Source organism: Glycomyces endophyticus (assembly GCF_039531525.1).
Classification (GTDB): Bacteria; Actinomycetota; Actinomycetes; order Mycobacteriales; family Micromonosporaceae; genus Glycomyces; species Glycomyces endophyticus.
Map to the genome: position 1 here is coordinate 55,768 of NZ_BAAAQF010000007.1, position 17,964 is coordinate 73,731.

The following is a 17,964-nucleotide window of genomic DNA, read 5'->3' on the forward strand; positions in this document are numbered from 1 at the left end:
GGTCGTTACGACATAGTTGCCGTCGTGATCTTGAGCTGCAGATCGAAGGTCGCGAATCCGTAACTATGAATCCGGAATACCAACTCAATTAGCAGGGAAAACACCTGGCAAACGGCAACAGTTCGCCTCGTTCGGGGAGAAATTTAGAGATGTCAATGTATTGACATTGAGGGTGCGGGCTTGGGAGCATGGCCTGGGAGCGCTTCCGCATTTCGGTCCGATTCGTTCCACTCGTGCGATTCACCGACCGCGAACCCGGCATGAGCGCTCCCATGGAAACGGACATAACCACCCACGTTCAGGAGTAGCCAACATGGATACCGACAACCTGGCCCCGCCGCGCCGGCGGGGCCGTCGATGGCGCCGGACGGCGGCGGTCACGCTGCCGCTGGCGCTCGTCGGCACCTTCGCCGCGGTGGCCGCGCCGTCGGCCTTCGCCGCCCAGTACTGCGGCGGCGTCCAGTACAACGTCGTCTCCAGCTGGGGCTCCGGCTTCCAGGCCAACGTCGTCCTCACCGCGGGCACCGCCGGCCTCAACGGCTGGGACATCGAATGGGACTTCCCGGCCGGCACCACCGTCTCCAGCGCCTGGAACGTGGGTTGGAGCCAGAGCGGCCGCACCTTCACCGGCTCCGACGTCGGCTGGAACGGCACGATCGCCGCCAACCAGAGCCGCGAGGTCTTCGGCTTCATCGGCGCGGGCCCCTCGACGGCGCCCACCGGCATCTCCGTCAACGGCGAGTCCTGCGACGGCGCCGAGGAGCCGGTCGAGCCCGAGCTCGAGGTCGACCGCGCCAACGTGGTCGTCGACGCCGGGGCCACCTCCGCGATCGAGGTCGGGTTCTCGGCCGCGACCACGGCCGCCTCGACGGTGACCACGACCCGCACCTCCGGGTCGACCGACATCACCGTCTCCTCGGGCGGCTCGCTGTCGTTCGCGGCCGGCGACGTCAACCCCAAGCCGGTCACGTTCGCGGCCGCCGCGGGCGCCGAGCCCGGCGAGTCCGCCACCTTCACCGTCGCGTCCCCCGGGTACGCGTCGCTCCAGGTGGTCGTCACGGTCGCCGACCTGGGCGAGGTCACGCAGAACGAGGAGCGCTTCCTCGAGATGTACGACCAGCTCACCGGCACCGACTCCCCGTACCTGCACGAGACGGGCGTCCCCTACCACTCGGTGGAGGAGCTCATCGTGGAGGCGCCGGACTACGGCCACGAGACGACCTCCGAGGCGCTGAGCTACCTCCAGTGGCTGGAGGCCGCCTACGGGCAGGTCACCGGCGACTGGTCGGGCTACAACGAGTCGTGGGACATCACGGAGCAGTACGCCATCCCGGATCTGAACCCGACCAGCTACAACCCGAACTCGCCCGCGTCGTACGCGCCCGAGTCCGGTGACGTCACCGACTACCCGACGCAGATCGACTTCAACGCGTCCGTCGGCGTCGACCCGCTGGGCCAGGAGCTGCGCAACACCTACGGCTCCAACCAGATCTACGGCATGCACTGGATCCTGGACGTCGACAACGCGTACGGGTTCGGCGAGTGCGGGGACGGGACCACCGAGCCCGCGTACATGAACACGTTCCAGCGCGGCTCGCAGGAGTCGACGTGGGAGACGATCGCGCACCCGTCGTGCGAGACGTTCGACTTCGGCGGCGACAACGGGTTCCTCGACCTGTTCGTGGGCGACTCGCAGTACTCCCAGCAGGAGCGGTACACCAACGCCCCCGACGCCGACGCGCGCGCCGTGCAGGTCGCGTGGATGGCGCAGCAGTGGGCCCAGGAGCAGGGGCAGACCTCGAGCATCCAGGGATCGCTCGACAACGCCTCCAAGATGGGCGACTTCCTGCGCTACGCCATGGCGGACAAGTACTTCAAGCAGATCGCGGGCGACTGCATCGGGATCAACAACTGCCCCGACGGCACCGGCAAGAACTCGTTCCACTACCTGATGAGCTGGTACTACTCGTGGGGCGCCGGCATGAACGGCGACTGGTCCTTCCGCATCGGCGGCTCGGGCGTCCACCAGGGCTACCAGAACGTCATGGCCGCGTACGCCCTCTCCGAGGGCGGCCTGGCGCCGGACTCCCCGACCGCGGACGACGACTGGGCCCAGAGCCTGGAGGCGCAGCTCGACTTCATCGAGTGGCTCCAGGTTCCGGCCGGGGCCCAGGGCGCCGGCGCCATCGCCGGCGGCGCGACCAACAACTGGGGCGGCAACTACGGCAGCCCCACGACGTCGGCCGAGCACGCGGGCCTGTACTACGACGAGCAGCCCGTGTGGCACGACCCGCCGTCGAACCGCTGGTTCGGCTTCCAGGCGTGGGGCATGGACCGCACCGCGCAGTACTGCATGGAGACCGACGACGCCCGCGCGTGCGAGATCCTCGACAACTGGGTCGAGTGGGCCCTGGGCGAGAGCGAGATCACCGCGACGGACTACAGCATCCCGGGCGACATCGAGTGGAGCGGCGAGCCGGGGGCGGGCCTGTCCGCCACGGTGACCAGCATGTCGCAGGACCCCGGCGTCGCCGGCGCGTTCGCGAAGATCCTCTCGTACCACGCCGCGGCCACCGGCGACACCGCGTCGCAGACGGCCGCGTCGAACCTCCTGGACGCGCTGTGGGCCGCCAACGACGGCGTCGGCGTGACCCAGACCGAGGCCCGGGCGGACTACTGCCGCTTCGGCGACGAGGTCTACATCCCCGAGGGCTGGACCGGCACCATGCCGAACGGCGACGTGCTCGAGAACGGCGTCACCTTCATCGAGACCCGGTCGTTCATGACCGAGTTCGAGGGCTGGGACCAGGTCCAGGCGTACATCGACGGCGGTTGCACCGGCCCCGCGCCGGAGTTCAACTACCACCGCTACTGGCACCAGGTCGAGGTCGCGACGGCCTTCCAGACCTACGCCGCGCTCTTCGAGTAAGCAGTAAGAGGTAGACGGGCGGCCGGTCGCATCAGCGACCGGCCGCCCCTCGTCTGCGCTGCTGCCGGGGTGCTGCTGCCGGGGTGCGGCCGCCGCCATGCGACTGCCGGGGTGCTCCGCGCTGAGCACACAGGTCGGGTCCGCCCGGATCGACCGGCCCACCGGGCCCGACCTCTATGCTCAGCGGCGTCCGGCACCCCTCTGCCGGGCCGCTGCGCCCGCCGCGCGCCCTCGCGCGGCGGTGGAGTTCAGTCGAGGTCGATGTCCAGGTCCATGCCGGCGTCCCAGAACGTCTGGGCGACCGGGTGGGTGCTGGCGATGCCGCTCATGGCGGGGACGCCGCCGGGGAGGTACGTCGAGGCGATGGTGGTGTAGTCGACGCCGTCGTCGGCGTGGGCGACGGTCACGGTGTCGCCGGACCTGATGAGGCGCAGCCAGATCTCGTCGGACTCGGTGTCCACGGGGAACAGGGACCAGTCGGTGCGGCCGCGGGTGGTGACGGTGCTGATGAGGTGCTGCCCGCCGAGGTACTCCGCGCCGGTGCGGACCCAGTTGGACTCGTCGACGCGGATGGCCAGGGAGGCCTCGGCGTGCTGGTGGCGGTGCTCGGGGCGGAGGCGGAGGGCGATCTCGCCGTCGCCCTTGAGCTCGAGTCCGTAGATGTAGACGTGGTCGCGCTGGGGCTCGCTCCCGGCGCTTCTGACGAGGGTGGTCTTGCTTTCGAAGTAGGGACTGATCACTCCACCGTCAACCGTCCATTGTACTTCTTCTGAAGGAGACTGCATCACTCTATGATGCCACACGTGAAAGGGTCGTTTTACGACATAACGGGCATGGTAACCCAAAGTTAATCCGCAGTTAGGGTCGGTAACCGGACCGTAATGCCAGCTCAACAGGCATCTGCAAGCACTGAAAGCGGTTTGCGTTACGTCCCTTGGATAACGCTGGCAGATCCACTGGAGTCGCTTCCGAAACCCTTGTCCCGCAAGCTCACTCATTGCACGGCAATCGCGCGGAGTCCCATCCGCGCGCCGGTTTGCAGGCGACCGGTCCAGGCTACTCCCTCCGCGCCAATGGCGCCTCCCGCACGGGAGCGCCATTCCCGTTCCATGTGATTCGCGCGCGAATGCGAGATCGCCTCCGTATTGCGCGGCGCCGGGCGGACTAGAGTGCCGAGTGCTCATACCCGTGTCCTCTCGGGCTACTCGACCGTTAATCCGGATGGAGGAGTACGCAGGCACGGAAGCGAAGGCGAATGAGGAGATAGCGTGAGCATGCAGCATTCAACGAGGCCGGGGGCGCCGGAGTCGGAAGCGCCCGAAGGGCGCGGACTGCCGCGGCAGGAACGCACCGCTCCGCCTCGCCGCTCTCGCCACACCGCCGAACCCCCGGCCACCGCCCCCGGGCAGGGCTCCATGGTCGTGCCGATCCCCGCGCGCTCGCGCCGCGCCCGCCGCGAGCAGCCCTCGAAGCTCTTCTCGCTGGAAGAGCCGCCGCCACTGGAGGCGCCGGCCGGCATCACCGAGATCACCGGCTGGAACCTGGCCGCCGCCATGTGGCGCGACCACCTGCCCGAGCAGCTCCTGGGCATCGACTGCGCCTCCTGCAAGCAGGCGTGGCCCTGCGACACCTGGAAGATCGCGGACGACCTGCTCACCGAGTGCTGCGAGGCCGCCGGAGGGGCGCCCGCCGCCGCCCGCTGATCCCGCCTGACACAAAGTTGAGTCGACCTGACTCAACTTTAGTGTATTTAGTCACAATACCTGTGATCGCCTTGACAGTCGACGCGGCCCTGATGAACATTGAGTCTATCCGGCTCAACTTGGTTCTGGGTTCCCGCCCGGCCGCTTGAGACAGCGCCTTCCGCACCACGGTCTCCGACCCGGCGTGCGAGGGCATCAGTTTCGACTACGTCAGGAGATCAACATGGCACGTGCGGTCGGCATCGACCTCGGCACGACGAACTCCGTGGTCAGCGTCCTCGAAGGCGGGGAAGCCACGGTCATCACCAACGCCGAGGGGGCGAGGACCACCCCGTCCATCGTGGCCTTCGCCAAGAACGGCGAAGTGCTCGTCGGCGAAGTGGCCAAGCGCCAGGCGGTCACCAACCCCGACCGCACCATCCGCTCGGTCAAGCGCCACATCGGCACGGACTGGGCCGTCGACATCGACGGCAAGTCCTACACCGCGCAGGAGATCAGCGCGCGCATCCTCATGAAGCTGAAGCGCGACGCCGAGGCCTACCTGGGCGAGAACGTCACCGACGCGGTCGTCACCGTGCCGGCGTACTTCTCCGACGCCCAGCGCACCGCCACGAAGGAGGCCGGCGAGATCGCGGGCCTCAACGTCCTGCGCATCATCAACGAGCCCACCTCCGCGGCGCTCTCCTACGGCCTGGACAAGGGCGAGGAGGAGCAGACGATCCTCGTCTTCGACCTCGGCGGCGGCACGTTCGACGTCTCGCTGCTGGAGATCGCCGACGGCGTCATCCAGGTCAAGGCGACCTCGGGCGACAACCACCTCGGCGGCGACGACTGGGACGACCGGGTCATCCAGCACCTGGTGAAGACCTTCAACGGCCAGTACGGCGTGGACCTGTCCAAGGACAAGATGGCCATGCAGCGCCTCAAGGAGGCCGCCGAGAAGGCCAAGATCGAGCTGTCGTCCGCGACGCAGACCTCGATCAACCTGCCGTACATCACCGCCGGCCCCGACGGGCCGCTGCACCTCGACGTCTCGCTCTCGCGCGCCGAGTTCGAGCAGATGACCTCCGACCTCCTCGACCGCTGCAAGAAGCCGTTCGAGCAGGCCGTGAAGGACGCCGGGATCAACGTCTCCGAGATCGACCACGTCATCCTCGTGGGCGGCTCGACCCGCATGCCGGCCGTGTCCGACCTGGTCAAGCGCCTCATCGGCCGCGACGCGCACAAGGGCGTCAACCCCGACGAGGTCGTCGCCATCGGCGCGACCCTCCAGGCCGGCGTCCTCAAGGGCGAGGTCAAGGACGTGCTGCTCCTCGACGTCACCCCGCTGTCGCTGGGCATCGAGACCAAGGGCGGCATCTTCACCAAGCTCATCGAGCGCAACACCACGATCCCGACGAAGCGCTCGGAGGTCTTCACGACCGCCGACGACAACCAGCCGTCGGTGCTCATCCAGGTCTTCCAGGGCGAGCGCGAGATCGCGGCCTACAACAAGAAGCTCGGCACGTTCGAGCTGACCGGCCTCCCGCCGGCCCCGCGCGGGGTCCCGCAGATCGAGGTCACCTTCGACATCGACGCCAACGGCATCGTGAACGTGTCCGCGAAGGACTCCGCCACGGGCAAGGCCCAGTCGATGACGATCTCCGGCGGCTCCAGCCTCGCCAAGGACGACATCGAGCGGATGATGTCCGAAGCGCAGGAGCACGCCGAGGACGACCGGCAGCGCAAGGAGGAGGCCGAGGCCCGCAACATGGGCGAGTCGCTGGTCTACCAGACCGAGAAGCTCCTGGCCGAGTCCGGCGACAAGATCCCCGAGGAGCTCAAGGGCAAGATCAACGACGCCACCTCGGACCTGAAGGCGGCCCTGGGCGGCACCGACATCGAGGCGATCAAGCGCGCCACCGAGGAGCTGTCGAAGGTCAGCCAGGAGGCCGGGCAGGCCATGTACGCGGCCGCGCAGGCCGACCAGGGCGGCCCGCAGCAGCCGGCCGGCGGCGCGGGCGGCCCCGGCGCCGACGACGTGGTCGACGCCGAGATCGTGGACGACGACAAGGACCAGAAGTAGTGGCGGACGACAAGAAGGACGCCGACGACCCGCAGCCGCCTCCCGAGGACGGCGACGCCGCCGAGCCCGAGGCCGAGGACGAGCTGACGGTCGACGACATCCTGGCCGCCGCCTCCGACGACGGCCAGGCCGCCGACGACGCGGTCGCGGTCCTCCAGGCGACCCTGGAGGAGCGCACCCGCGACCTCCAGCGGATCACCGCGGAGTTCCAGAACTACCGCAAGCGCGTCGAGCGCGACAAGGCCCGCTCCGGCGAGCTCGCGACGGCCGGGGTGCTCCAGAGCCTCCTGCCGGTGCTCGACGACCTCGACCGGGCCCGGGAGCACGGGGACCTCAACGGCCCCTTCGGCTCCGTGGCCGACCAGCTCGTGAACGCGCTCACCAAGCAGGGCCTGGAGGCCTTCGGGGTGAAGGGCGACCCGTTCGACCCGCAGGTCCACGAAGCGGTCGCGCACATGCAGATGCCCGGCGTGGACGGTCCGACCTGCATCGACGTGATGCGCTCGGGCTACCGCCTCGGCGACAAGCTGCTGCGCCCGGCCCTGGTCGCGGTCGCGGAGCCCTCCGACGAGCCGGAGCCGGCCCCCGCGGCCGAGCCCGAGGAGCCGGAGGCCCCCGAGGCCGAGGCCGCCGACGCCGACGAGGCGCCCGCCGCGACCGAGCCGGTCGAGGCGGACGGGGACGCGGCCGAGACGCTCGGCGCCGATGAGGACGCGACCGGCGACGAGGCCCCCGCGGCCGCGGAGCCGGAAGCGGACCAGGAGCCGGAGCCCAAGGGCAAGAAGAAGAAGGACAAGGGCCGGGACCAGTAGGTCCCGCCCCCGACGAGAACAGAGGAGGCGTCCGGTGGCATCGCAGGAGTGGCTCGAGAAGGACTTCTACGCCGTGCTCGGCGTGCCGCAGGACGCCTCCAAGAAGGACATCGAGAAGGCCTACCGGAAACTCGCCCGGGAATGGCACCCCGACCACAACCCGGCCGCCGACGCCGAGGAGCGGTTCAAGGGCATCTCCGAGGCCTACTCGGTGCTCCACGACGACAAGTCCCGCGGCGAGTACGACCAGATCCAGCTCATGAAGTCCGGCCGCGGCGGCTTCGGCGGCGCCCACGCCGCCGGCGGGATCAACCTGGAGGACCTGTTCGGCGGCGGCGCGTCGTCCGGCGGGTCGTTCTCCGACATCTTCGGCGGCCTGTTCGGCGGCGGCGCGGGCCAGCGGCGCCGCGGCGGCGCCGCGCGCGGGAACGACCTGCGCACCAACGTGACCCTCGACTTCGCCGACGCCGTCAAGGGCTCCACCACGGAGCTGCGGATGCGCGCGCCCGGCGAGTGCGAGACCTGCCACGGCTCGGGCGCCAAGCCCGGCACCGCGCCCACGACCTGCCCGAAGTGCTCCGGCCGCGGGCTCGTCACCGAGAACCAGGGCGCGTTCAGCTTCGCGCAGCCGTGCCCCGAGTGCGAGGGCACCGGCACCGTCGTCACCGACCCGTGCACCGACTGCGGCGGCACCGGCGCCACCACCAAGGACCGCGCCATCACCGTCCGCGTCCCCGCCGGGATCGGCGACGGCCAGACCATCCGCCTCGCCGGGCGCGGCGCCCCGGGCGAGCGCGGCGGACCCGCCGGGGACCTCCTGGTCCGCGTCGCCGTCCGCACCCACCCGCTGTTCGCCCGCGACGGCGACAACGTGACCCTGCGGCTGCCGGTGTCCTTCCCCGAGGCCGCCCTGGGCGCCAAGGTGAAGGTCCCCACCCTCGACGGCCCGGTCACCCTGAAGGTCCCCGAGGGCACCCCGACCGGGCGCGTGCTCCGCGTCAAGGGCCGCGGCGTCCCCGGCAAGGGCGACCTGCTCGTCACCGTCGACGTCGAGGTCCCGTCCTCGCTGACCGCCGAGGCCCGCGAGGCCCTCGAGAAGTACGCGGCGGCCGCCCCCGCGGCCGACCGCGCCAAACTGGAAGAGCTGACGGGGCAGTGAGCCCCGCGGCGCTCGAAGGACGGCGGACCCCCGCGGGGGACCGCCGGAACAACCGGCGAGCCCTCCGGCGTTGTACCGAACGCGCGGCGCCCGGCGGCGCCCCGGGCCCCGGAGAGAGGAGTGAACCGTGAACGGAGCCATGCCCGACGGCACCCATCCGCGCGTGCGCATCGAGATCTCCTACGGCCGCGGCCCCGACGAGGAGATCGACTTCGACGCGAAGATCCTCGCGATCTCCGCGGCCGCCGAGCTCGCCGGGATGCACCCCCAGACCCTCCGCCAGTACGACCGGCTCGGCCTCGTCGAGCCCGCCCGCACGCCCGGCGGCGGCCGCCGCTACTCCGCGCGCGACGTCACGCGCCTGCGGGAGATCCAGCGCCTGAGCCAGGACGAGGGCGTCAACCTCGCCGGCATCAAGCGGATCATGGACCTCGAACGCGAGGTGCACGCGATCCGCGCCGAGGCCCAGGCCGTCGTCGAGGAGCTCCAGCGGGCCCGCCGCCAGCTTGCCGAGCTGCGCGCCCTCGCCGGCCCGTTCGCCCGCTCGACCGACATCGTCCTGTGGCGGGGCGAACAAGGATGACCGCTTTCCCGCCGGACCGGCCCCGTTAAGATCGCCCCATGCGACGAAGACGACGACGGTACCGAAGTCCGGGGCCCCGCTGCGGAACCTCCGCATCGGAGCCCCCCTCCCCGGAGCGTGAGCTGTGCTCATAGCGATCGGGCTGGTCATCATCCTGGCCGTCACGGCCGCCACGGGCTTCTTCGTGGCACTCGAGTTCGCCTACACCGCCGTCGACCGGTCCAAACTGGAGGACCTCGCCGCCGGACCGGACCCCAGGCGCGCCTCCCGGGCCCGCCGGGCCCTCAAGATCTGCGGCAGGCTGTCGTTCGCCCTCTCGGGCGCGCAGCTCGGCATCACCGTCACCGCCCTCTTCGTCGGCTTCTTCGCGGAGCCGTACCTCGGCGAGGGGCTCGCAGCGCTCCTCGGCGTCGCCGGCGTCCCGGCCGCCGTCTCGGTCACCGCCGGCACCGTCCTCGCGTTCGTCATCGCGAACGTCGTGCAGATGATCCTCGGCGAGCTCGGCCCCAAGAACCTCGCGATCGCCCGCACCGAGGCCCTCGCCCTCGCCCTCGCGGCCCCCACCGGCACCTACCTCACCGTGTGCGGGCCGATCATCCGCTTCTTCGACGCCGCGTCCACGCGCTTCCTCAACCTCCTCGGCATCCAGCCGGTCGAGGAGCTGGAGCACAACGCCACCGCCGAGGACCTCCACCGCATCATCGACGTCTCCCGCGACGAGGGCGCCCTCGACGCGGAGCTGTCGGTCCTCCTCGACCGCGGCCTCGACTTCTCCGACACCGTCGCCGAGCAGGCCATGACCCCGCGCGTCGGCGTCCAGACCCTCCCCGCCCAGGCCACCGTCGCCGACGCGGTCGCCGCGCTCGCCGACGGCCACTCGCGCTTCCCCGTCGTCGGCGACGACGTCGACGACCTGCGCGGCGTCGTCGGCATCAACCAGATCATCGCGGTCCCCCGCGCCGACCGCGGCGTCGTCACCGTCGCCGAGATCGCCGACCCCGCGATGCTCGTGCCCGCGTCCCTCCCGCTCCCGCAGCTCCTCGACCAGATGCGCGGGCGCCACCGCCAGCTCGCCTGCGTCGTCGACGAGTTCGGCGGCTTCGCCGGGATCGTCACCCTGGAGGACCTCGCCGAGGAGCTCGTGGGGGAGATCCGCGACGAGCAGGACCGCTTCGAGGCCGTCCCCGTCGCCCTCGCGGGCGGCGGCTGGCTCATCCCCGGGCGCTGGCGCGTCGACGAGGTCGCCGACGCCACCGGCATCCAACTGCCGCAGGGGGAGCACTACGAGACCATCGCCGGCCTGGTGATGGCCGAGCTCGGCCGCGTCGCCCACCCCGGCGACACCGTGGAGGTGCCGACCGCCGCGGCGGGGGACTTCTACGACGAGGACGGCGACGGCGAGGCCGACCCCGTCCCGCGCTCGGTCAAGCTCGTCGTCGTCTCCTCCGCCCGCCATGTGCCGCAGGCGATCGAGCTGCGGCCCGCCACCGGGGAGGAGGCGCCGTGAGCACCGGCTCCGCTCTGCTGATCTCCGCGGTCCTCCTGGCCGCCAACGCGTTCTTCGTGGCCGCCGAGTTCGCGCTCGTGGCCTCGCGCCAGCACCGGCTCGAACAGGACGGCTCCGCCGCCGCCCGGGCCGCCCTGCGCGGCACCAGGAACCTCTCGCTCATGCTCGCGGGCGCCCAGCTGGGCATCACCGCGTGCACCGTCGGCCTCGGCGCGCTCGCCGAGCCGGCCCTCGCGCACACCATCGAGGTCCCGCTGGAGCACCTCGGCCTCGAGGCCGCCGCGCACCCGATCGCCTTCGCGATTGCGCTGGTCATCGTGGTGTTCCTCCACATGGTCGTGGGCGAGATGATGCCGAAGTCGTGGGCGATCACCCACCCCGAGTCCTCGGCGATGGCGCTCATCTGGCCGTTCACCGGGTACGTGTGGCTGACGAAGCCGATCCTGCTGGGCCTCAACCACGGCGCGAACGCGATGCTCAAGCTGTTCAAGGTCGAGCCCGCCGACGAGAAGGCGCAGGCGCACTCCCCCGAGGAGCTGCGCTACCTGCTCCGGTCCTCGGCCGCCGCGGGGGTCCTCGGCGAGGAGGAGCACCAGATGCTCGCCCACGCCATCGAGGTGCAGCGCCGCGGCGTCGGCGAGGTCCAGATCCCGTGGGCCGAGGTCGTCACGATCCCCGCCGCCGCGACCGCGGTCGCCGCGGAGGAGCGCAGCCGCGACACCGGGCGCTCGCGCCTGGTCGTGGTCGACGCCGACGAGCGCCCGGTCGGGCTCGTCCACGTCCGCGAGGCCGTGCAGGCCGCTCCGGACGCGGCCGTCGCCGACCTCGCCGCGGCCCCGCTGCTGGTCGCCGCCGACACCACCGTCGCCGGCGCCGTCACGCTCATGAAGCGCCAGCGCGCCCAGCTCGCCCTCGTCACCGGCCCCGGCCGCGAGGTCACGGGCCTGGTCGCGATGGAGGACCTGCTGGAGGAGATCATGGGCGACTTCTACGACGAGACGGACGCGACCGCCTAGCGCACCGGGCACCTGAGCGGGCCTCGGCTTCGGCCGGGGCCCGCTCCGCGCGTCCCTGGACGTTTTCACCGCGACACGCGCGCCGGGCGTGTTCGTCGCGCGATTCGGGCCCTTCAGGCGTGATCATGATTCATCAACCGTTTCCTGTAGCTCTGGAAGACCATGTCGAAATTCTTCGAGGAAACCGGGCCCGAATTCGCCGTCTCCATGCGCGGCTACGACCGCCACCAGGTCGACGAGTTCACCTCCCGGCTGTATCAGAACATCAAGACCCACGAGCAGCACCGCGACGAGGCGGCGCGGGCACTGGAGGCCGCGGAGCAGCAGCTGCGCCGCGCCGAGGAGCGCATCGGCGCCCTCGAGCGGCGCGTCTCCGAGCGCGCCACGCAGATCGCCGAGGCCGAGCAGCCGACGCTGGCCGGGCTGGGCGCGCGCGTGGAGAAGATCCTGCGCGCGGCCGAGCAGGACGCGGGCGTCCAGAAGGCGGACGCGAAGCGCCAGGCCGCGTCCCTCATCACCGAGGCCCGCTCGGAGGCCGACGCGATGATGCGCGCCGCGCACGCCGAGGCCGCCGAGATCACCGCGACCACCGACCAGGACGTCACCGAGATCCGCTCGCGCGCGGTCAACGAGACGACCGAGCTGCGCGAGAACGCGCGCCGCAACCACGACCTCGCCGTCGCCGACGCGCACCGGGAGGCGCAGACCGCGCAGAGCCAGTCCCGCGCGGCGGCCGAGAAGGCCCGGTCGCAGGCGGAGCGGGAGATCGCGGTCATGCGGGCGACCTCGGAGCGGGAGATGACCGAGCTGAAGTCGATCGCGGCCCGCGAGTCCGACCAGCAGCGGGCCGCCGCCGGGCAGCTCCTGTCGGAGGCCGCGGAGTTCCGCAAGAAGAAGACGCAGGAGCTGACGCTGGCCGAGGCCGACCGGCGCGAGCGGGCGCAGAAGGAGGAGGCCGACCGGCACCAGCAGGCCATCGCGACCGCGCAGCGGATCGTCTCGGAGGCCGAGGACCGGCTGGCGCTGGCCGAGGAGCGGGCGCGCTCCGCGGAGAACCGGGCGGTCGAGCGCCGCGAGGAGGCCGACCAGCAGGCGAAGGACGCCGTGCACCGGGCGGCCGAGCAGGTCAAGTCGATCCGGTCGGAGTCCGAGACGGAGGCGGCGCGGCTGCGGCGCAGCGCCGAGGAGCGGGCCGCCGAGCGCGTGCATCCGCTCGCGGAGGAGGTCGCGGCCCTGGAGCGCCAGCGCGACAGCGCCGGTTCGAACCTGACGGACCTGCGCCGCCAGCTGGGCCTGGTCTCGGGGGGCGACGAGGAGAAGACGGTCTCGTCCTCACTGTCGAGCTCGTTCGACTCGCCTTCGGCCGGTTCGGGGTACGACTCGCCGTCGACCGCCGGGGTGTTCGAGTCGGAGTCGGCGCCGCTCATGCCGATCAACCGGCAGCGGGAGTCGCCGGAGGACCTGGACGCCACCCAGCACCTGCCGAAGGTGCACTAGCCGCCCCCGCCGCGCGCCGCGGTCGCCCGCGCGTCGAGCAAATCCGCTCGGTGCACTGGCCGACCGCGGCGCGGCCCTATATTATAAATAAACTGAACTAATTCGGTGGGAGCGTCGCGCCCCAGCCCGGGGCCGGGTCCCCTCCGAACCGGTTCCGCCTCGGCGTGGCCGCACCCTCGGCGACGCGCGCGAGCCGGACAACTGCACCTCGACCACAGGAGCCCCCGCACTATGCAGCGCCGCATCTCGCTGATCCCACAGCCGCAGCAGCTCACGGCCGCCGACGGCGACCTCGACCTGGCCACCCTCGACGCCATCGCCGCCGACCCCGAGCTGCACCCCCTCGCCTGGCTCCTGTCCGACCTCCTCAACCGGGGCACCGGCCTGCGCCTGACCGTGAACGGACCCGCCGACGGGGGTCGCGTCCTGCGGATGCGCCTCGAAGGCGACCGGCCCGCGGACCTGACGACCGCCGCCGAGGCCTACCGCCTCGACGTCACCGCCGACGGCGTCGACCTCGCCGCCGCCCACCCCGCGGGCATCGCCCGCGCCATCGCGACCCTCCGCCAGCTCCTCCCCGCCGACGCGCTCCGCGAGGCCCCGGCCGCCGCGCCGGTGCTGCCGCTGGTGTCGATCGTCGACGAGCCGCGGCTGCGCTGGCGCGGCGTCATGCTCGACGTCGTGCGGCACTTCCAGCCCAAGGACTTCGTCCTCAAGATGATCGACCGGGCCTGGCTGCACCGCCTCAACGTCGTCCACCTGCACCTCACCGACGACCAGGGCTGGCGCTTCGAGGTGCCCTCGCGCCCGAAGCTCGCCGAGACCGCGTCCTGGCGCGCCGAGACGAAGATCGGCCACGCCCGCGACGAGGCCTCCGGCTACGAGCCGACCCCGCACGGCGGGATCTTCTCGGTCCCGGACCTGCGCGAGATCGCCTCGTACGCGCGCGAGCGCCACATCCTCATCGTCCCCGAGGTCAACCTGCCCGGGCACGCCCGCGCGGTCCTCGCCGCCTACCCCGAGCTCGGGGCGGGCCAGGACAAGCCGGTCTCGCCGACGTTCGGCGTGTTCGAGGAGGTCCTGGAGCCGACGCCGGAGGCGCTCGACTTCGCGCTGGAGGCGTACACGGCCGTCGCCGAGGTCTTCGAGGGCCCGTTCGTCCACATCGGCGGCGACGAGGTCCCGATGACCCAGTGGGAGTCGTCCCCGGTGGCCCGCGAGCTCATGGAGCGCGAGGGCATGGAGGACGTGCGCGGGGTCCAGGCCTGGTTCACGAAGGCGTTCTGCGAGCGGCTCACCTCGATGGGCAAGCGCGTCATCGGCTGGGACGAGATCCTCGACGGCGGCGCCCCGGCCGAGGCCGTGGTCCACGTGTGGCGCAACGAGGCCTACGTCAAGAAGGCCATCGAGGCGGGCCACCAGGTCGTGGCCTCGCCCGAGCCGTACGCGTACTACGACCACTACGAGAGCGACGACCCCGCGGAGCCGCTGCGCATCCACGGGCTCACCACGGTCGACAAGGTCGCCGGCTGGGACCCGGTCCCGCCCGGGATCGACCCCGACAAGGTCCTGGGCATCCAGTGCCAGCTGTGGTCGGAGTACCTGCCGACCCCGCGCGACGTCGAGTACTCGGCGTTCCCGCGCCTGTCGGTCATGGCCGAGGTCGGGTGGACCGGCCTGGACGTGCGCAAAGCGAACCCGGTCCAGGACCGCCTGGAGGACCACCTGGAGCGCCTGCACGCCATGGGCATCGACTACCGGCCCCCGTCCGGCCCCGAGCGGTGGCAGCGCGGCGGCACCGGCCGGCGCGCCCGCTACAACTGGACCTTCGAGGAGCACCAGCCGGAATGACCGGTCGGTAACGAAAACGTGAGAAGCCCTTGCGTCCCGCTGGAGCGGATCGCAAGGGCTTCTTTACGATGGAGTGGTCCCCGGCGGCGGTGGGGCTATTGCGGGTCAGCAGCAGGGTCAGCAATCGGGAGCGCCCACGCCGCCGCCGGGGAGTCTGCGCCCCGGGGTCCGGGGCCGTCTCGCGGCGGTCGGCTACGGCCGGCCGTAGCCGTCGATCCCCATGATGTCGAGGTCGGCGATCTTCACGACGGTCGTCGAGTTGGGGGCGTGGATGATCTGGCCGTCCCCGATGTAGATCGCCACGTGGCTGAGTCCGTTGTAGAACACGAGGTCGCCGGGCTGGAGCTCGCTGCGGGAGATCCGCGCGGTCTCGTTCCACTGCATCTCGGTGTTGTGCGACAGGCTCACGCCGGCCGCGCCCCACGCGCCCTGGGTCAGGCCGGAGCAGTCCCAGGTGTCGGGGCCGTCGGCGCCGTACACGTAGTCGTCGCCCAGCTGGTCGTAGGCGAACGCCACGACGGCGGAGTCGCCGGTGTAGTCCCCCCACTCCTCCTGGTACTCCTCGCGGACCACGTCGTCGTACTCCGCCTCGAGGGCGTCGATCTCGTCCTCGATCTCGTCCTGCTGCGCCTCGATCTCCGCGAGGATCTCGTCGGCGCTCTCCTGGAGGGCGACCAGTTCGGCCTGGCGGGTCTCCAGCTCCTCGATCTGCGTCAGGGAGTCCTGGAGGGTCACGCTGTCGGCCTCGGAGAGGGTCGACAGGTACATGAGGCGGTCGGCGAAGTCGCTGGGGTCGCCCGCGAGGACCGAGTTGACCATCGCGAAGTCGCCGCCCGCGTAGGCGGTCGCGGCGATCTGGGCCATGCGGTCCTGGGCGGCGAGGCCGGCGGCCTCGAGCGCGGGGAGCTGCGCCTGGATGTCGGCGATCAGCTGGTTGGCGTCCTCGAGCTCTTCCTGCTTGGCGTTGTAGTCCTCGATGACCTTCTCGAGCTCGGAGTGCTGCGCGTCGATCTCGTCCTGGATCTCGTCGCTGGTCTGGGCGGTCGCCTGCGAGGACGTGAAGAGCGCCGCCGCCGCGGGCAGCAGGGCCGCGGCCGCGATGGCGGCCGCGATACGCCGGGTACGCACCAAGGGATGCGCTCCTTCCTTTTGCCGCCTACCGGGTTAGCTGTCGGGTTCGGGCGGAAGGAAGGGTCGCCCTACGCGCGATGCGCGATTCACCCCGCCGGCCGTCGATGCGGCCGACTGCTGGTTCCCCGGCTCGGCGAAGCTGGGGCGCTTCAACCGACTCGACGGTGCCGCACGGCGGATACGGGGTGTATCGCAAGTTTCCGACGCGACGGCTTCACGTTAGAGGGCGTCCACAACGGTGACAAGGGCAGGGGGAGAATTTCTCGCACAATGGCACGGAAAACTACCGGCCGCTGCGCAGGGCTGACGAGCAGTTGCCGACATACCCCGCTGGGGTATACACTCACGACCGGAGGGAAGCGACATGGCAAGCGAAGAGACCCCGCACGGCGCCCACGCGCCGGACGGCGGCGACGGCGGTCACGACCACTACTGGTACCACGGCGACAAGGCCGCGCTCACGCGCCGCCTCAAGCGCATCGAGGGCCAGATCCGCGGCATCCAGCGGATGGTCGACGACGACCAGTACTGCATCGACATCCTGACCCAGATCTCCGCCTCCACCAAGGGCCTCCAGGCCGTCGCGCTCAACCTCCTCGAAGGCCACCTGGCCCACTGCGTCGCCGAGGCGCAGACCTCCGGTGACCCGACCGCCGCCCAGGCCAAGGTGAAGGAAGCCTCGGACGCGGTGGCCCGCCTGCTCAGAACCTGACCCGCGGGCGCCGCGGCGCCCGCACATCCTCCGAGGAGATCCGCAATGGAAACCGTGTACGTCGTCAAGGGCATGACCTGCGGCCACTGCGCCGGCAGCGTCACGCAGGAGCTCACCGCGCTCCCCGGCGTCGAGAACGTCGACGTCGCCCTCGACACCGGCAGGGTCACCGTCACCAGCGCCGCCGCCCTCACCGAGGAGCAGGTCCGCGAGGCGGTCGACGAGGCCGGCTACGAACTCGTCGGCACCGCCTAGGACGCCGTCCCTCGCAGGCCCTGGACACCGGTTCACCCGGTGTTCAGGGCCTCACCGTTGCGGGCGGCGGGACCGCCTGACGTACAGTCGACGCATGGCAGTCTCCGACGACGACCGTTCCGTCGAACTCGACGAGGACTTCTCGGTGCTCCCGGACCAGACCTCCGACGACACCGACCGGGGCTGGGGCGAGGCCCCCGCGACCCGCCGCACCCGCGGTGAGCTCACCGCCCGCGACCGCGACCTGCTCGCCGAACGCCCCCCGCACTGGTCCTGACGGAGGATCCCGTGGCAGAACCGTTCCCGCCCGCCGAACGAGTCGAACTCGTCGCCCGCGCCATCCTGCTCCGCGCCGGCATCGCCCGCTTCCAGGAGGAGCGCCGCGCCAACTGGGACCGCCTCGCGAAGGCGCACCGCCCCACCGACGTCTCCGCGCGCCTCCAGAACGCCGACGACCTCGCCACCCTCGACGACGCCCTCCGCCTCATGGACCGCGCCATCGACCTGCTCGAGTCCCCCGCCGAGGACCGCGTCGCGATCGTCGCCTTCGGCATCGAGCAGCTCCAGCACCGCGTCACCGAGCTCGAGGAGTACGCCGACCTCAAGGAGCCCCTCGGCCTCCTCCGCGAACTCATCGAGAGCTGAACGCGACAGGCCCGGACCGAAGGGTAACCCGGTCCGAGGGAGTTCCTTCGGGTGGTATCGGGATGCGGCGGACCGCCGCATCCCGACTAGGTCGAGGTC

The 17,964-nt window shown here is 71.2% G+C and carries 15 protein-coding genes, 1 pseudogene and 1 riboswitch; of the genes and pseudogenes, 14 read left to right on the forward strand and 2 right to left on the reverse strand.

What is annotated here, in order from left to right; all coding sequences use genetic code 11:
- The first annotated feature begins 313 nt into the window (after positions 1 to 313).
- A complete protein-coding gene (locus ABD419_RS11600) occupies positions 314 to 2,929 on the forward strand; it encodes a glycoside hydrolase family 48 protein (protein WP_344486245.1) in 2,616 nt (871 codons plus the stop codon).
- A gap of 248 nt (positions 2,930 to 3,177) precedes the next feature.
- On the opposite strand, the gene ABD419_RS11605 is transcribed toward ABD419_RS11600, so the two are convergent.
- Positions 3,178 to 4,212, reverse strand: coding sequence for a DUF1349 domain-containing protein (locus tag ABD419_RS11605; protein WP_344486248.1), 1,035 nt, complete (start codon positions 4,210 to 4,212; stop codon positions 3,178 to 3,180).
- Positions 4,213 to 4,344: 132 nt separating this feature from the next.
- Between ABD419_RS11605 and ABD419_RS11610 the strand changes: the two genes are divergently transcribed.
- The 9 genes and pseudogenes from ABD419_RS11610 (at position 4,345) to ABD419_RS11650 (ending at position 15,122) form a co-directional block, all read left to right on the forward strand.
- Positions 4,345 to 4,632: a hypothetical protein gene (locus tag ABD419_RS11610; RefSeq protein ID WP_344486251.1), complete on the forward strand. Its 288-nt coding sequence runs from the start codon at positions 4,345 to 4,347 to the stop codon at positions 4,630 to 4,632.
- A gap of 223 nt (positions 4,633 to 4,855) precedes the next feature.
- Positions 4,856 to 6,697, forward strand: coding sequence for a molecular chaperone DnaK (dnaK, locus tag ABD419_RS11615; RefSeq protein WP_344486253.1), 1,842 nt, complete (start codon positions 4,856 to 4,858; stop codon positions 6,695 to 6,697).
- Positions 6,697 to 7,260 (forward strand): annotated as a pseudogene (gene grpE / locus ABD419_RS11620) (nucleotide exchange factor GrpE); the annotation flags it as partial. The gene dnaK and the pseudogene grpE, both read left to right, overlap by 1 nt.
- Positions 7,261 to 7,543: 283 nt before the next feature.
- Positions 7,544 to 8,668, forward strand: coding sequence for a molecular chaperone DnaJ (gene dnaJ / locus ABD419_RS11625; RefSeq protein ID WP_344486256.1), 1,125 nt, complete (start codon positions 7,544 to 7,546; stop codon positions 8,666 to 8,668).
- 259 nt (positions 8,669 to 8,927) lie between these two features.
- Complete coding sequence (locus ABD419_RS11630) at positions 8,928 to 9,251, forward strand: heat shock protein transcriptional repressor HspR (protein ID WP_425556028.1); 324 nt, start codon at positions 8,928 to 8,930, stop codon at positions 9,249 to 9,251.
- A 124-nt stretch (positions 9,252 to 9,375) separates the two neighbouring features.
- Complete coding sequence (locus ABD419_RS11635) at positions 9,376 to 10,758, forward strand: hemolysin family protein (protein WP_344486261.1); 1,383 nt, start codon at positions 9,376 to 9,378, stop codon at positions 10,756 to 10,758.
- Entirely contained in the window at positions 10,755 to 11,774 is a 1,020-nt protein-coding gene (locus ABD419_RS11640) for a hemolysin family protein (protein ID WP_344486263.1), read from the forward strand. Before ABD419_RS11635 ends, ABD419_RS11640 begins: the two co-directional genes overlap by 4 nt.
- Positions 11,775 to 11,936: 162 nt before the next feature.
- A complete protein-coding gene (locus tag ABD419_RS11645; RefSeq protein ID WP_344486266.1) occupies positions 11,937 to 13,271 on the forward strand; it encodes a coiled-coil domain-containing protein in 1,335 nt (444 codons plus the stop codon).
- A 231-nt stretch (positions 13,272 to 13,502) separates the two neighbouring features.
- Entirely contained in the window at positions 13,503 to 15,122 is a 1,620-nt protein-coding gene (locus ABD419_RS11650) for a beta-N-acetylhexosaminidase (RefSeq protein ID WP_344486269.1), read from the forward strand.
- Between the two features lie 192 nt (positions 15,123 to 15,314).
- On the opposite strand, the gene ABD419_RS11655 is transcribed toward ABD419_RS11650, so the two are convergent.
- The gene (locus tag ABD419_RS11655; RefSeq protein WP_344486272.1) at positions 15,315 to 16,250 is read right to left on the reverse strand and encodes a C40 family peptidase; all 936 of its coding nucleotides are present in this window, start codon (positions 16,248 to 16,250) and stop codon (positions 15,315 to 15,317) included.
- A 9-nt stretch (positions 16,251 to 16,259) separates the two neighbouring features.
- Positions 16,260 to 16,410, reverse strand: a riboswitch (cyclic di-AMP (ydaO/yuaA leader).
- A gap of 207 nt (positions 16,411 to 16,617) precedes the next feature.
- Here ABD419_RS11655 and ABD419_RS11660 point away from each other — a divergent pair.
- From ABD419_RS11660 to ABD419_RS11675, 4 genes are all read left to right on the forward strand, one after another.
- Positions 16,618 to 16,965 (forward strand): metal-sensitive transcriptional regulator, encoded by a 348-nt coding sequence (locus tag ABD419_RS11660; RefSeq protein WP_344486275.1) that lies wholly within the window; start codon positions 16,618 to 16,620, stop codon positions 16,963 to 16,965.
- Positions 16,966 to 17,010: 45 nt separating this feature from the next.
- Complete coding sequence (locus ABD419_RS11665) at positions 17,011 to 17,220, forward strand: heavy-metal-associated domain-containing protein (protein ID WP_344486278.1); 210 nt, start codon at positions 17,011 to 17,013, stop codon at positions 17,218 to 17,220.
- 94 nt (positions 17,221 to 17,314) lie between these two features.
- On the forward strand, positions 17,315 to 17,497 hold the full coding sequence (locus tag ABD419_RS11670; protein WP_344486281.1) for a hypothetical protein: 183 nt from the start codon (positions 17,315 to 17,317) through the stop codon (positions 17,495 to 17,497).
- 11 nt (positions 17,498 to 17,508) lie between these two features.
- Positions 17,509 to 17,865: a hypothetical protein gene (locus ABD419_RS11675; RefSeq protein WP_344486284.1), complete on the forward strand. Its 357-nt coding sequence runs from the start codon at positions 17,509 to 17,511 to the stop codon at positions 17,863 to 17,865.
- Positions 17,866 to 17,964: the final 99 nt, after the last annotated feature.

Excerpts from the sequence above, each read along its gene's own strand:
- ABD419_RS11600 (WP_344486245.1), top strand. The coding sequence starts at position 314 with ATGGATACCGACAACCTGGCCCCGCCGCGCCGGCGGGGCCGTCGATGG.
- ABD419_RS11605 (WP_344486248.1), bottom strand. The coding sequence starts at position 4,212 with ATGCTGCATGCTCACGCTATCTCCTCATTCGCCTTCGCTTCCGTGCCT.
- ABD419_RS11610 (WP_344486251.1), top strand. The coding sequence starts at position 4,345 with ATGGTCGTGCCGATCCCCGCGCGCTCGCGCCGCGCCCGCCGCGAGCAG.
- dnaK (WP_344486253.1), top strand. The coding sequence starts at position 4,856 with ATGGCACGTGCGGTCGGCATCGACCTCGGCACGACGAACTCCGTGGTC.
- ABD419_RS11630 (WP_425556028.1), top strand. The coding sequence starts at position 8,928 with ATGCACCCCCAGACCCTCCGCCAGTACGACCGGCTCGGCCTCGTCGAG.
- ABD419_RS11645 (WP_344486266.1), top strand. The coding sequence starts at position 11,937 with ATGTCGAAATTCTTCGAGGAAACCGGGCCCGAATTCGCCGTCTCCATG.
- ABD419_RS11650 (WP_344486269.1), top strand. The coding sequence starts at position 13,503 with ATGCAGCGCCGCATCTCGCTGATCCCACAGCCGCAGCAGCTCACGGCC.
- ABD419_RS11660 (WP_344486275.1), top strand. The coding sequence starts at position 16,618 with ATGGCAAGCGAAGAGACCCCGCACGGCGCCCACGCGCCGGACGGCGGC.
- ABD419_RS11665 (WP_344486278.1), top strand. The coding sequence starts at position 17,011 with ATGGAAACCGTGTACGTCGTCAAGGGCATGACCTGCGGCCACTGCGCC.
- ABD419_RS11670 (WP_344486281.1), top strand. The coding sequence starts at position 17,315 with ATGGCAGTCTCCGACGACGACCGTTCCGTCGAACTCGACGAGGACTTC.